Below are 12,690 nucleotides of genomic sequence, written 5' to 3' on the forward strand. Positions count from 1 at the left end.
TTCAGACCAAAAGTTCTTCAAGAATATCACTGCATTGTGTCACTAATTTGGCTCCTTGCTGGATCAAGCGATGGGTGCCTTTGCAGTTTTCATTTAAAATGGAACCGGGTACGGCAAACACTTCGCGCCCCTGCTCCAATGCCTGGTCAGCCGTAATCAGCGAACCGCTTCGCTCTTTCGCCTCAATGACCAGCGTGCCGAGCGACATGCCGCTGATCACCCGGTTTCGCTCGGGAAAACGCCATCGTTCCGGCCTGGCCGGCGGCGGATATTCACTGATCACGAGCTGAGTCTTAGCCAGTTCGCTAAAAAGTGCACGGTTCTGCATCGGATAGGGAAAATAAAGACCTGAGCCGAGAACAGCGATCGTCCGTCCTTTTAATGCAAGCTTGTGAGCGAGGCCGTCAATTCCGAGAGCAAGTCCGCTGACAATCGTCCACCCTGATTCGATCAATGGAGCAAGCAAATAGTCCATGACTCTGTTCGCCTCGATGCTCGGATACCTTGTTCCGATGACACTCAGCATCTTCAAATCCTTCAGCCTTTCCTTTTTCCCCGTCGTATAAAGCAAATGGGGCGGATCAAAAATCTTCTTCAAGTAGATCGGATAATCCGGGCTATGGAAAGGGACCGATGAGATTCCCCGGCGCTCATACTGCTGAACGGTCCGTTCAGGATCAATAGAATGAAAATCTCTCAGAAACAGTTCAGCCCGCGCCGAGGGCATTTGATAAATTTCCTTAAGTTCCTTTATTGTATAATCGGCCAACCGATTAAGCTTTGGATCTGCTTTTAAAAATGCGGAAATGGTTTTTCTGCCGAGTCCCCGGCAGTGATCAAGCTGGATCAGCTTTAGTGTTAAATCATCCATGGGTGCACCTTCTTGTTTGCCGTAGCGGAATAGAGGGGGATTAAAAGTACGGGAGCAAGGGGCCGCTAAAGCAGCACATCTCATCATCGACGTCCTTTTTATTTCCTATTGCAGATTAAATGCGGAGGATTAAAAAAAGGGAGGAAAACGCGGACAAGCGCGTTTTCCTATTTTTCAAGAATTTGCAATGAGGCAGTCTTCATAAAGCCCTTTTTCTTTCAAGAGTCTGACCATTGTCTCGCCGATTTCCGCCGGCGTTTCCGCGACCGCTATTCCGTGTTCGCGCATCACGCGGATTTTCTCATCAGCGGTACCTTTTCCTCCGGAAATGATCGCACCGGCATGGCCCATTCTTTTTCCAGGAGGTGCTGTCCGTCCTCCGATAAAACCGACGATTGGCTTATCCATGTGAAGCTCCGCCCACTCTGCGGCCTCTTCCTCGCTGTTTCCGCCGATCTCGCCGATCATAACCACGGCGTAGGTTTCCGGATCTTCGCTGAATAATTGGAGCACATCGATAAAACTTGTTCCATTCACCGGATCCCCGCCGATTCCTACGGCTGTTGTCTGGCCAATGTTGAGCTGAGTCAATTGATGAACCGCTTCATAAGTCAGGGTTCCGGAGCGGGAAACGACACCGACATGGCCTCTTTTATGGATATATCCCGGCATGATCCCAATCTTGCATTCATCAGCGGATAGGACTCCCGGACAGTTCGGTCCGATCAAGCGTGTCTTTTTGTCCGCAAGATATCGTTTGACTTTCACCATATCCAAAATCGGAATGCCTTCCGTGATTGTAATGACAAGAGGAATTCCGGCGTCCGCGGCTTCCATAATGGCATCTGCCGCGAAAGCGGGCGGAACATAAATGACAGAACTGTCCGCTCCCGTTTTTTCGACAGCTTCGCGAACCGTATCGAATACAGGAACGCCTTCAACCGTCGTCCCGCCTTTGCCCGGCGTTACCCCGCCGACAATATTTGTCCCGTAATCCAGCATCTGCCTTGTATGGAAGAGCCCTTGAGATCCGGTGATTCCCTGCACGATCACTTTTGTCTTTTTATTTACAAAAATACTCATTTTGCAACACCTCCCGCCGCCTGATCAACAAGCGATACGATTTTTTCCGCGGCATCCGCCATGGTCTGTGCGGGCGTTATATTCAAACCGGAGCGGCGCAGAATCTCTTTTCCAAGATCCACGTTCGTTCCTTCAAGACGGACAACAAGGGGCACGGTCAGGCCGATTTTTTCAGTTGCCGCGACAATACCCTCAGCGATTACATCACACTTCATGATGCCGCCGAAGATGTTTACCAGGATACCCTTGACGTGTTGATCAGACATAATCAGCCTGAAGGCGGCTTCAACTTTTTCTTTGCTGGCTCCGCCGCCCACATCGAGAAAATTGGCTGGTTCGCCGTGAAACGATTTGATAATATCCATTGTTGCCATGGCCAGTCCCGCTCCATTAACCATGCAGCCGATATTTCCTTCAAGTGCAATATAGTTTAATCCATATTTTGACGCTTCAATTTCTTTCTCATCTTCTTCATCAAGATCGCGGAAATCCAGAATATCTTTGTTTCTGTAAAGGCCGTTATCATCAAAGTTCAGCTTTGCATCGAGCGCCAGGACATCTCCGCTCTTCGTAACCACCAATGGATTGATTTCCGCAATAGAGCAGTCTTTCTCAACAAAAACCTGATAAAGGCCGAGCATAAATTTAACCGCTTTATTTACGAGTTTTTTGGGGATGCCGATGCTGAATGCAATCCGCCTGGCCTGAAAAGGGGCGAGGCCGACAAGAGGATCAACCGATTCACGATAAATTTTATCAGGAGTTTCTTCTGCCACCTGTTCAATCTCCATACCGCCTTCTGAAGAAGCAATCACAGTTACACGGGATGACGATCGATCAAGCACGATACCAAGATAGTATTCTTTATCAATATCACTGCCCTCCTCAATCAGCAGACGCTTGACTTCTTTGCCCGCGGGACCTGTCTGATGAGTCACCAGGACCTTCCCAAGCAGTTCGTCTGCATAGGCCCGCACTTCCTCATTGGATCTGGCGATTTTGACGCCGCCGGCTTTACCGCGGCCGCCCGCGTGGATCTGAGCCTTCACCACTTTGATATCCGTCTGAATTTTCTCTGCCGCTTCGACCGCCTGGTCCTCTGTAAAAGCGACATAGCCATGAGGAACAGCAACTCCGTACCTCTTCAGAAGTTGTTTTCCCTGATACTCATGAATATTCATTGCTTCCCCTTCTTCCAATATTCGAATTGTTAAATAATTGAAAGCCTTTACTTTTACAGTATAGACACTGATTCGTGATTTTGTCTACTGATTTGTCGTAAATCTGTCACAAAAAATTTGGATTTGTAAATATGAAAGTTTGTCAGATTTTGAGTCTCGCATAACTTATCTTGATAAAACGGATCAACAATATGAGCGTTTCGAGAAATGAGTGAATGCGGGATTAAATGACGCACTACCCTAAAGAGGTCATATGAATAATTCGGGGGTATCAAAAAAATAAAACGTACGGGGAGATCTGCTAATTTTCTTTAGGCTTTGACTGTTCGTCCATCTGGTAGATAAAAGTAAATATTTCCGCTACAGCTGAATAGAGTTCCGCAGGAATGATTTCATTCAGATTCAGTCCGGAGAGCATGGAGACAAGCGCTGCATCCTCCTGAATCGGAATATTGTATTCTTTAGCTTTTTCGATAATTTTTTTCGCCATTTCACCTTCTCCCTTGGCTGAAACGTAGGGCGCCTCATCCTTTCCGCGTTCATAATTAAGGGCTACGGCTTTTGTCTTTTTCTCCGGGTTGGACGCAGTCATATTTTCACATCCAAAGTGTAGTTTGAAACCGCCAGAGGCCGGGCCAGTTTGGCAATAAGACGATCATCGAGCTTCTTTGTCTGTACGAAAGAGACAAGATGATAGTTGAGGGCTTCAAGTTGTTCAGCCAAAATCGGCCGGCCCTTTTTAAGCAGCGGACCAAGATCTGAAAAATCGTTCTGCACCGTAAGGGTTACGGAACGGTTCTGAACACGCATGCCGACCAGCGTTTTTTTTAAGTACTTTAAATCCAGACTGAAAAGGATCGTGCAGTAGTCCGGATCAATGGTCCCCTGTCCGTTCTTTTTCCCTTCCCAGTAAACCGTTGCATTCCGGATCTCTTTTTGAAAGGGAACCGGCAACTGCAGTAAAAACTGGGCAACAAGCGGATCAGAGGAAGCCATTTGAATTTGCTCGCCTGTGATTCTTTGAACGGCTTGAGCGGACATTTTTCTGATCTCGTTCGGCGTCTTAACATCCTGCATGACAGTAAGCAGTTTTTCTTTAATCGAGCCCGTTTCTGCAGGATTTCCGTTCTCAAGAAGGATTCCGAGGCTGTGTTCATAATCGAAGCCTACCTGTTTCAGCACATTAAATAGCAGCCCCGGACTGCCTGTGCCGTTCAGGACATTCTGCAGCACGGTTTCTCCGGAATGAGCAGCGATATACCCTCTAAATGATCCGATAAATGCTTCCGGCTGCAGACTGCTCCCGATTTTATTTAACATTACTGCCGTATCGGGAACGGTCATCGGACTTCTGAGAAATTTTACGAATGCCGCTTGTTTCACATCGGACAGCTGCAGGCCCGGATCCTGCTCCTTAAGAAAAGACTTCAGCAAGGCAGCTGCCTTGCTTTGCCCGACAAGACCGGCGGCAAGTGAAAGCGGCGGAGTGCCTTTTATTGCGGCAAGTTTGTCGAGAGCAGCTTTCAGTGATTGCGTTGGAGGTGTCTGATGGGTTAACTGATTGAGTGCATTTTTCAGATCGGTGAGCTGTGTTGAGAGAGTTGGAGCGTTTATTTGATTTTTTGCCGTCTGAAAAAAGGCAGGAGTCATTGGAAGGCCGCGGTTCAGCATCCAGCGGATGACCGGAATATCTTTCAAGGCCCCCGCCCCGCCGCCCAGCAAAGCCCGTGCCGCGAGAACCGAATGCCGCGACAAAGAATCGCCATGATCAAGAAACGCCTGAATTATTTGTCTTGTCACAGAGTCATTCTTCAAATTGAAAGCTGTGCGCACATCATCAACCACCGACCCGGCCGGTTGATCCGTTCCCGGTGATCTCCGGTCAATGACTTTTGCCAGCAGAGGATTTGTGTTCTGCCGAATCTGGAAAAGATAGTCCTGGCCGATTTTCAGTGGGGGCACGATCACACCGACCCTGGCAACCATTCTTTCTGCGCCAAGCTGAACAAGGGCGGTCCGGTCCGGCAGAATCTCGAGTACCCGTCCGCGAAGAATCTGATCGGGCTCAAAAGTTCCGATCATTTGACTTTGATTGACCGCATAAGGCTGTAAATTCAAAAGATCACCTTCGTAACTCATTAGAAAACTTGGCTTCGCCAAGCTTTGCGCAGGCGTTGCCTTAGTTGCGTTTATACTATAATCCTTAAAAATTTTATACTTTCATAGTATAAATTCAACGTTTCAGCGGGGCAAAAGTCATGCGGTGTTCCGGGCAGGGCCCGAGTCTTTCGATCGCCTGCAGGTGTTCCTTTGTTCCATAACCTTTATGACCGGAAAAACCGTAACCCGGATAAACGTCATCCAGTTCGTCCATTATCCGGTCCCTTGTTACTTTAGCGATAATAGAAGCGGCAGCAATCGAATTGCTCCTGGCATCCCCCTTGATCAGAGAGGTCTGGGCGAGGTCCAAAGGCAGCTCCATCGCGTCAATCAGAAGGTGGCCCGGACGGACATCCATTTGTCCGACAGCGAGCATCATCGCCCTTTTTGCAGCCTGATAAATATTGATCTCATCGATCTCATGTGCTGAAACGATTCCGATGCCGATCGATACAGCTGATTCTCTGATCTTATCGAAAAAGGTGTTTCGTTTCGCCGCCGACAGCTGCTTCGAATCATTGATTCCGGGGAGGACGACAGCCGGCTTAAGAATCACGCAGGCTGCAACGACAGGACCTGCGAGCGGCCCACGCCCGGCCTCGTCAATCCCCGCAATGTTGTCGATGCCTATGCTGCGCAGATCACTTTCTAACCGGTTCATTTCATTAAATTTTTCAATAAGCCGCTGATCCCGAAACTGGCGCTCTTCCCAAAGCCTGATCAGACGGCGGACACCCTTTCGCGGATCGTTCTCCAGCGCATGCTTTCTTTCAGAGGATAGACCGCACGCCTGCGACAATTCCTCTTTAATCCGCGCGATTGACAATTGCTCCATTTCCACAATCCCTCGATTTATATATCGGACGTTGTTTTCTGTTTATTTATGCTTCCGCTTCACATTTTCCTCAGCATGGCAAACAGCACATGCGTACGTTCAATCAGGGCATTTCAAGAGTCAGGAAGCCCAGTTTCTGGCGGCGATAATCGCGGACAATAATCTCCGCAGTCCGATCATAATCGACAAGGCCTCCGCTTACGAGACAGCCGCGATTTTTTCCGATCGCATCAAACAGTCCAATCAGCTTGTTATGATCTTCTTCCGATCCTGTTAACTCAGGCAGCTCGGGCAGATCGTACCGGCCGGCAAGCTGCTTCCGGTACCGGTCGACCATGATTTTCAGCAAAAAAAGGGCAATATCCTGAAAATCAAGCAGTTCTTCTTTTATTGCTCCCGTGGCCGCCAGGCGGAGACCGACTTCAGGATCGTCAAATTTAGGCCATAAAATACCCGGCGTGTCGAGAAGCTCCATCGTTTTCCCGACTTTTATCCACTGCTGTGCTGTGGTTATTCCGGGACGATCTCCGATTTTCGCAATTTTCTTTCCGGCCATTCTGTTGATCAGCGTTGATTTGCCGACATTCGGAATACCGAGTATCATGGCGCGATCTGCATGGGGCCGGTAACCCTTTTTCTCCATTTTTGACCTGCGGCGCGCAGTCAGATGGTGAACCGCCTCCGGAATGGATGATGTTCCTTCGCCTGTCTGGCTGTTGACGAGATGAACCGCCAGTCCTTCGTTCTCAAAATAATTTTTCCAGCGTCTCGTTGCTTCAGCGTCCGCCATGTCGATCTTATTCAAAATCAATAGCCGTGGTTTGTCCGATGCGATCTCGCCGACAAGCGGATTGCGCGAAGAGGACGGAATTCTGCTGTCCGCCAGTTCAATTACGACATCGATCTGTTTGATTTTCTCGATCATTTGCCTCTTTGCCTTGGCCATGTGACCGGGATACCATTGTATTGTCAATTCGCCCCCTCCTTTCATGTATTCTTAAGGGGATATAAAAAGAGGCCTGGTTAACCCCAAGCCCCTTTTTTTACACTATAGGAAAGTATAAAAATTTAAAGGATTATAGTGTATGCGGCCGAACATAATCGCTGCGGCATGTTCGGCATTAGGCCGTCGTGGCCCCCGCAACTAAGGCTCAGCCAGCGCCAAAGGCCCCCGCTTCGCCAGGTTTTCTTTATCTTGTCCGTTTCTGATACGCTGTTTATCTGCTCTTAATACGCGCCTTTTTGCCGCGCAGATTGCGCAGATAATAAAGTTTCGCACGGCGAACCTTGCCGTGGCGGACAACTTCGATTTTGTCAATCTTAGGCGAATTTACAGGGAATGCTCTTTCAACACCCACACTGTAAGAGATCTTGCGGACGGTGAATGTTGCACTGATTCCGCCGCCATGGCGCTTGATCACTACGCCTTCAAAAACCTGAATACGTTCGTGCGTGCCTTCAGTAATCTTCACATGCACTTTCAGAGTATCTCCCGGTCTGAAATCCGGAATATCGGTCCGCAACTGTTCCTTTGTAATTTCATCAATAATGTTTTGCATGGTTAAAATGGCCTCCTTCCGTACAAATGCTCTTGCAATCCGTAAGTAAAACTGCAGCGGAACATCGTATTCTACTCGCAATTGCCACGAAAATAATGTTACCATAACCGATCCGGTCAATGCAAGTTAAATTTCCGGAATATGGCCCGGCAGATTCACTCGGCCTATTCCTTATTTTTCTGCCTGAATTCCGAAAGCCATTCCGCTTCTTTCCCGGAAAGTGATCGATTCGCAAGCAGATCCGGACGACGGAGAAAGGTCCGCCTTAGAGACTCCTTATGGCGCCATTCAGTAATTTTTTCATGGTTGCCGGACACCAGAACATCAGGCACGTTCATCCCGCGAAAATCCGCGGGACGGGTATAATGCGGATGTTCCAGCAGCCCGTCGGAAAAAGAGTCCGTTACCGCCGAAGTATCGTTTCCAAGCACTCCGGGAAGCAGGCGGACGATGCTGTCAATCATCGCCATAGCGGCGAGTTCTCCGCCCGTCATCACGAAATCGCCGATGGAATATTCGTCCGTGACCAAGTGCTGTGGAATACGCTCATCAAAACCTTCATAATGCCCGCAGATAAAGATCAGCTGCTTCTCGCGCGACAATTCTTCCGCGTCTCTTTGCCTGAACGGTTTTCCCTGGGGAGAAGTTAAAATAATGCGTGGGGAAAAATCGGCTTCCGTCCGGACGGCACCGACCGCGTCGAAGATCGGCTGCGGCATCAGGACCATTCCTGCGCCGCCCCCGAACGGATAGTCGTCCACTTTCCTGTGCTTGTTTGTCGTGTAATCGCGAAAATCCGTGATATGGTACGAGACCGCCCCTTTTTCAGCAGCCTTCCCGAGAATGGATTCATTAAACACGCCCTGGAACATGCCGGGAAAAAGCGACAGAACATCAATTCTCATCATCGATCAGTCCCGGAATCAAATGAACCGTAATCCGCTTTTGTTCGGTGTCAACGGTTTTTACAACATCCTTAATGTAAGGCAGCAGCAAATCTTTTCCCTTTGTCCGGATCACCCAAACATCATTAGCACCGGGTGAAAGAATTTCTTTTACCTTGCCGAGGGGCGCTCCGGTATCCGTGACCACATCCGCACCGATAATCTGATGATAATAATAGGCGCCGCTCTCAAGTTCCGAAAGCTGGTCCTTTGATACATAAAGCGAGCATCCCTTGTATTTCTCAGCTTCATTAATTGTACTGAATTGTTCAAAAGTAAGAAAATCAAACTGCTTATGGTGTTGGTGCCCTACAACCGTGAGCGGCTGATAGGACGACGATTTGTCATCGTGAACATAAAGTACTGCGCCCTTTGCGAACCGTTTTTCAGGAAAATCCGTTACACTGATGACCTTCACTTCACCTTTGATTCCGCGGGTATTCACAATTTTTCCTACATAGATCCAGTCTGTCACTGAACTTCCTCCTTATCCGATAGCTGAAAGGCATCTCTTATACAGGGCGAAAAAGAGAAGGGCATCTCCCCTTCTCTTTTTCGTTCATTTTTCACTTATTCGCGAATCAGAAACTGGACGCTTTTTCCCCTTGCGCTGCCTGCGGCGGAGACAATCGTGCGCAGGGCTTCGGCTACACGGCCGTTTTTACCGATCACTCTTCCCATGTCCTTCTTGTTCACGGCAAGTACATAAGTGATATGTTCCGCATCTTCCTGCCTCTGAATCTGAATATCATCAGGATAAACAATGAGCGGGACAACCATAGCCTTGATCAGTTCATCCATTGCGCTTCCGCTCCTTCAAATAAGGATCTTTTGCCGGAGTGCACGTACCTTCGATTCAGAAAAAAAGTTAAAGGAACTTTTGCTAAACAGAAACGATCACATACTTTGAAATTTATTTTTGCAGTTTGCTGTTATGGAACTTTTCCATCAAGCCTTTTTTCGAGAACAAGTTGCGTACCGTATCGGACGGCTGTGCGCCCTTCTTCAGCCAATCAAGTGCTTTTTCTTCATCAACATTGAATGCCTTTGGTGTTGAAACCGGGTTGTAAGTTCCTATTTCTTCAATGAAGCGTCCATCGCGAGGTGCGCGTGAATCCGCAACAACGACTCTGTAAAAAGGACGTTTTTTTGCTCCCATACGTTTCAGACGAATTTTAACTGACATGCCAAACACCTTCCTGTTCATAATTATTAATCTTTTGTTCATCTTCCTGAAGAGACGGATGATCACATAAACGGCAAATTAAAAGGATTATTGCGTTTTTTGCCTTTTGTTTTGCCCATAAACTGCTTCATCATTTTCTTCATGTCTTTGAATTGTTTCAAGAGCCGGTTGACATCGGCGATCGATGTCCCGCTGCCGAGTGCAATGCGCTTTCTGCGACTGGAGTTGATAATGTCCGGATCATTTTTTTCCATCGGGGTCATTGACCGGATGATCGCTTCGACCTGATCGATTTTCTTCTCATCGATCTGCATATTCTTCATACCCTTGAACTTGTTTGCGCCGGGCATCATCGCCAGTAAATCATCAAGCGGCCCCATTTTGCGGACCTGGCCGATCTGATCGAGAAAATCATCCAAAGTAAAGCTGACGGATCGGAGCTTCCGCTCCATCTCCCGTGCCTTTTCCTCATCAACCGTGGCCTGGGCCTTCTCAATCAGCGAAAGAACATCGCCCATACCCAATATACGTGAAGCCATGCGGTCAGGGTGAAACGGCTCGATCGCATCCATCTTCTCGCCCATTCCGACGAACTTGATCGGCGTTCCCGTAACGGATCGGATTGAGAGTGCCGCACCGCCGCGCGTGTCTCCGTCCAGCTTGGTCATAATGACACCTGTAAGATCCAGACGGTCGTTAAAACTGCTCGCCACATTGACGGCATCCTGACCGGTCATCGCATCGACGACAAGAAAAATTTCGTCCGGATGGCTGACCGCTTTAATCTGTTCCAATTCGTCCATCAGAACGTCATCAACGTGCAGCCTGCCTGCTGTATCAATCAGGATTAAATCATTGTGTTCCGCCTTCGCCTGCTCAATACCCTGCCGGACAATTTCCACAGGGCTGACTTTATCGCCAAGCGTAAAGACAGGGATGTTCAGCTGGCCGCCCAGCGTCTGCAGCTGCTTGATCGCCGCAGGGCGGTAAACATCGGCAGCAATCATCATCGGTTTCTTATTGTTCGCCTTGCGGATAAAATTGGCCAGCTTCGCGGCAGAGGTCGTTTTTCCGGCACCCTGAAGCCCGACAAAGAGAATGACGGTCGGGGGCTTTAAGGCAAAGTTGAGCTTCGTTTGATCTCCGCCCATCAGGTTAGCCAATTCTTCCTGAACAACCTTGATTACTTGCTGTCCGGGCGTCAGGCTTTTCAGCACTTCCTGTCCGACTGCCCGTTCCTGGATACGGCTGACAAACGATTTAACCACTTTGAAATTGACGTCCGCTTCAAGTAGTGCCAGACGGACTTCGCGTGCCATCTGCTTCACATCGGCTTCAGAGACTTTGCCCTTGCCGCGAATTTTCTTCATGGTCTCCTGCAGTCTGCCTGCGAGGCTTTCAAATGCCATCCTTCTCACTTCCTAGTCTAAATTCTCCAGCTTGTCAAGAACCGAATTCAGCTTTTGGTGTTCTTCGACGCTCAGGCGGCCTGCCTGCTTCCTTAGTTCGGAAATGAGAGAAAGACGCGCCTGATATTTGCGCAGCAGTCCTAATTTTTTCTCGAACGCTTCAAGGGCACCTTCAGCCCGCTTCAGGTTATCGTAGACTGCCTGTCTCGTCACCTGGCATCTTTCGGCAATCTCGCCGAGTGAAAAATCGTTAAGATAGTAAAGATTCAAGTATTCCTGCTGTTTAGAGGTGAGAAGCGGCTGATAGAAATCGTATAGGGCATTGACTCGTAAGATCTTCTCAAGCATAGCAAAATCCCCTTGGCTGTAAAGGTCTTTTACTTTACGGAACAATAATACAGGAACGACCCTGCTCTGTCAAGTTATTTTCTTAACTACTCATAATTGCTGTGAAGACGAATCTTCATTTTTTTCTTCATCCGGCGTCTCGAACATTTCGGAGAAGAGCCCGTACACGAAAGCGTCCGCATCAAAGACCTGCAGATCATTAATTTTTTCCCCAAGACCAACCAGTTTTACCGGGATGTCCAGTTCGTGGCGGACGGCCAGGACGATGCCGCCTTTTGCCGTACCGTCGAGCTTAGTCAGAACGATACCCGTCACATCCGAGGCCTGGCGAAACAGTTTTGCCTGGTTCAGCGCATTCTGACCGGTCGTCGCGTCCAGAACAAGCAGAACTTCCTGAGGCGCTCCCGGGCATTCCCTGTTGATGACCCGTTTGATTTTCTCCAATTCTTTCATTAGATTGACTTTATTCTGAAGACGGCCGGCCGTATCGCAAAGCAGCACATCGGCGTGCCGGGATTTCGCCGCCTTCAGGGCGTCAAAGACGACCGAGGCGGGATCTGAGCCCTCCTGATGTTTAATCACATCAATACCGGCACGATCTCCCCAGACCTGAAGCTGGTCGATGGCTCCCGCTCTGAAAGTATCAGCGGCCGCGAGCAGTACGGATTTGCCTTCATTCCTCAGCCTGTTTGCCAGTTTTCCGGCTGTTGTCGTCTTGCCCGCACCATTGACACCAACCATGAGAATGACCGTCAGTCCGTCCGGATTCAGGTTCAGTTTCGTTTCGTCTTTGCTCTTTGTCAGAAAATCGGAGAGCACTTCGACAATGACATCTTTCAGCTTATCACTGTCTTTAATATTGCGTGTTCTCGCTTCATCTTTTAGTTTTTCAACAAGATCCATTACAGTCGTGACGCCAACGTCAGACTCAATCAGAATATCTTCCAGTTCTTCAAAAAAGTCCTCGTCTACTTTACGGTACCTTTTGACAAGGTTATTGACTTTTTCAGAGAATGACTGTCTTGTTTTCGACAGGCCGTCGCGAAATTTTTCAGTCACCATCTCCGTACGGCCTGTTAACTTCTCTTTCACTTTGCTGAAAAAACTCATTTCT

The 12,690-nt window shown here is 48.6% G+C and carries 15 protein-coding genes; all 15 read right to left on the reverse strand.

Annotated features, from left to right (window positions below; translation table 11 throughout):
• Position 1: 1 nt before the first annotated feature.
• Positions 2 to 871: a DNA-processing protein DprA gene (gene dprA, locus IEX81_RS02690; RefSeq protein WP_188801524.1), complete on the reverse strand. Its 870-nt coding sequence runs from the start codon at positions 869 to 871 to the stop codon at positions 2 to 4.
• Positions 872 to 1,045: 174 nt separating this feature from the next.
• Positions 1,046 to 1,954, reverse strand: coding sequence for a succinate--CoA ligase subunit alpha (gene sucD / locus IEX81_RS02695; protein WP_188801525.1), 909 nt, complete (start codon positions 1,952 to 1,954; stop codon positions 1,046 to 1,048).
• Positions 1,951 to 3,135, reverse strand: coding sequence for an ADP-forming succinate--CoA ligase subunit beta (gene sucC, locus IEX81_RS02700; RefSeq protein WP_188801526.1), 1,185 nt, complete (start codon positions 3,133 to 3,135; stop codon positions 1,951 to 1,953). The genes sucD and sucC overlap by 4 nt, the downstream gene beginning before the upstream one ends.
• Before the next feature lie 301 nt (positions 3,136 to 3,436).
• The gene (locus IEX81_RS02705; RefSeq protein ID WP_188801527.1) at positions 3,437 to 3,727 is read right to left on the reverse strand and encodes an EscU/YscU/HrcU family type III secretion system export apparatus switch protein; all 291 of its coding nucleotides are present in this window, start codon (positions 3,725 to 3,727) and stop codon (positions 3,437 to 3,439) included.
• A complete protein-coding gene (locus IEX81_RS02710; RefSeq protein ID WP_188801528.1) occupies positions 3,724 to 5,253 on the reverse strand; it encodes a hypothetical protein in 1,530 nt (509 codons plus the stop codon). Before IEX81_RS02710 ends, IEX81_RS02705 begins: the two co-directional genes overlap by 4 nt.
• 115 nt (positions 5,254 to 5,368) lie before the next feature.
• Positions 5,369 to 6,130 (reverse strand): ribonuclease HII, encoded by a 762-nt coding sequence (rnhB, locus tag IEX81_RS02715; RefSeq protein ID WP_188801529.1) that lies wholly within the window; start codon positions 6,128 to 6,130, stop codon positions 5,369 to 5,371.
• Between the two features lie 103 nt (positions 6,131 to 6,233).
• Positions 6,234 to 7,103 carry a ribosome biogenesis GTPase YlqF gene (gene ylqF / locus IEX81_RS02720; protein WP_188801530.1) on the reverse strand — a complete coding sequence of 290 codons (870 nt, stop codon included), beginning with the start codon at positions 7,101 to 7,103 and terminating at the stop codon, positions 6,234 to 6,236.
• Positions 7,104 to 7,347: 244 nt separating this feature from the next.
• Positions 7,348 to 7,689: a 50S ribosomal protein L19 gene (gene rplS, locus IEX81_RS02725; RefSeq protein ID WP_188801531.1), complete on the reverse strand. Its 342-nt coding sequence runs from the start codon at positions 7,687 to 7,689 to the stop codon at positions 7,348 to 7,350.
• Positions 7,690 to 7,853: 164 nt separating this feature from the next.
• Positions 7,854 to 8,594, reverse strand: a complete 741-nt coding sequence (trmD, locus tag IEX81_RS02730; RefSeq protein WP_188801532.1) for a tRNA (guanosine(37)-N1)-methyltransferase TrmD — start codon at positions 8,592 to 8,594, stop codon at positions 7,854 to 7,856.
• The gene (gene rimM, locus IEX81_RS02735) at positions 8,584 to 9,108 is read right to left on the reverse strand and encodes a ribosome maturation factor RimM (RefSeq protein ID WP_188801533.1); all 525 of its coding nucleotides are present in this window, start codon (positions 9,106 to 9,108) and stop codon (positions 8,584 to 8,586) included. The genes trmD and rimM overlap by 11 nt, the downstream gene beginning before the upstream one ends.
• Before the next feature lie 95 nt (positions 9,109 to 9,203).
• On the reverse strand, positions 9,204 to 9,434 hold the full coding sequence (locus IEX81_RS02740; protein WP_188801534.1) for a KH domain-containing protein: 231 nt from the start codon (positions 9,432 to 9,434) through the stop codon (positions 9,204 to 9,206).
• A gap of 112 nt (positions 9,435 to 9,546) precedes the next feature.
• A complete protein-coding gene (gene rpsP / locus IEX81_RS02745; protein ID WP_188801535.1) occupies positions 9,547 to 9,819 on the reverse strand; it encodes a 30S ribosomal protein S16 in 273 nt (90 codons plus the stop codon).
• Positions 9,820 to 9,881: 62 nt separating this feature from the next.
• Positions 9,882 to 11,228: a signal recognition particle protein gene (gene ffh, locus IEX81_RS02750; RefSeq protein WP_188801536.1), complete on the reverse strand. Its 1,347-nt coding sequence runs from the start codon at positions 11,226 to 11,228 to the stop codon at positions 9,882 to 9,884.
• A gap of 12 nt (positions 11,229 to 11,240) precedes the next feature.
• Complete coding sequence (locus IEX81_RS02755; RefSeq protein WP_188801537.1) at positions 11,241 to 11,576, reverse strand: putative DNA-binding protein; 336 nt, start codon at positions 11,574 to 11,576, stop codon at positions 11,241 to 11,243.
• Positions 11,577 to 11,666: 90 nt separating this feature from the next.
• The gene (gene ftsY, locus IEX81_RS02760; protein ID WP_188801538.1) at positions 11,667 to 12,686 is read right to left on the reverse strand and encodes a signal recognition particle-docking protein FtsY; all 1,020 of its coding nucleotides are present in this window, start codon (positions 12,684 to 12,686) and stop codon (positions 11,667 to 11,669) included.
• Positions 12,687 to 12,690 lie beyond the last annotated feature (4 nt).

Source organism: Sporolactobacillus putidus (genome assembly GCF_014647035.1).
Lineage (GTDB): Bacteria > Bacillota > Bacilli > Bacillales > Sporolactobacillaceae > Sporolactobacillus > Sporolactobacillus putidus.

What these genes read in the sequence shown, in the direction of transcription:
- sucC (WP_188801526.1), bottom strand. Translation starts at nt 3,135, where the DNA reads ATGAATATTCATGAGTATCAGGGAAAACAACTTCTGAAGAGGTACGGA.
- ffh (WP_188801536.1), bottom strand. Translation starts at nt 11,228, where the DNA reads ATGGCATTTGAAAGCCTCGCAGGCAGACTGCAGGAGACCATGAAGAAA.
- rplS (WP_188801531.1), bottom strand. Translation starts at nt 7,689, where the DNA reads ATGCAAAACATTATTGATGAAATTACAAAGGAACAGTTGCGGACCGAT.
- trmD (WP_188801532.1), bottom strand. Translation starts at nt 8,594, where the DNA reads ATGAGAATTGATGTTCTGTCGCTTTTTCCCGGCATGTTCCAGGGCGTG.
- rnhB (WP_188801529.1), bottom strand. Translation starts at nt 6,130, where the DNA reads ATGGAGCAATTGTCAATCGCGCGGATTAAAGAGGAATTGTCGCAGGCG.
- dprA (WP_188801524.1), bottom strand. Translation starts at nt 871, where the DNA reads ATGGATGATTTAACACTAAAGCTGATCCAGCTTGATCACTGCCGGGGA.
- ftsY (WP_188801538.1), bottom strand. Translation starts at nt 12,686, where the DNA reads ATGAGTTTTTTCAGCAAAGTGAAAGAGAAGTTAACAGGCCGTACGGAG.
- sucD (WP_188801525.1), bottom strand. Translation starts at nt 1,954, where the DNA reads ATGAGTATTTTTGTAAATAAAAAGACAAAAGTGATCGTGCAGGGAATC.
- IEX81_RS02705 (WP_188801527.1), bottom strand. Translation starts at nt 3,727, where the DNA reads ATGACTGCGTCCAACCCGGAGAAAAAGACAAAAGCCGTAGCCCTTAAT.
- rpsP (WP_188801535.1), bottom strand. Translation starts at nt 9,819, where the DNA reads ATGTCAGTTAAAATTCGTCTGAAACGTATGGGAGCAAAAAAACGTCCT.
- IEX81_RS02740 (WP_188801534.1), bottom strand. Translation starts at nt 9,434, where the DNA reads ATGGATGAACTGATCAAGGCTATGGTTGTCCCGCTCATTGTTTATCCT.
- IEX81_RS02755 (WP_188801537.1), bottom strand. Translation starts at nt 11,576, where the DNA reads ATGCTTGAGAAGATCTTACGAGTCAATGCCCTATACGATTTCTATCAG.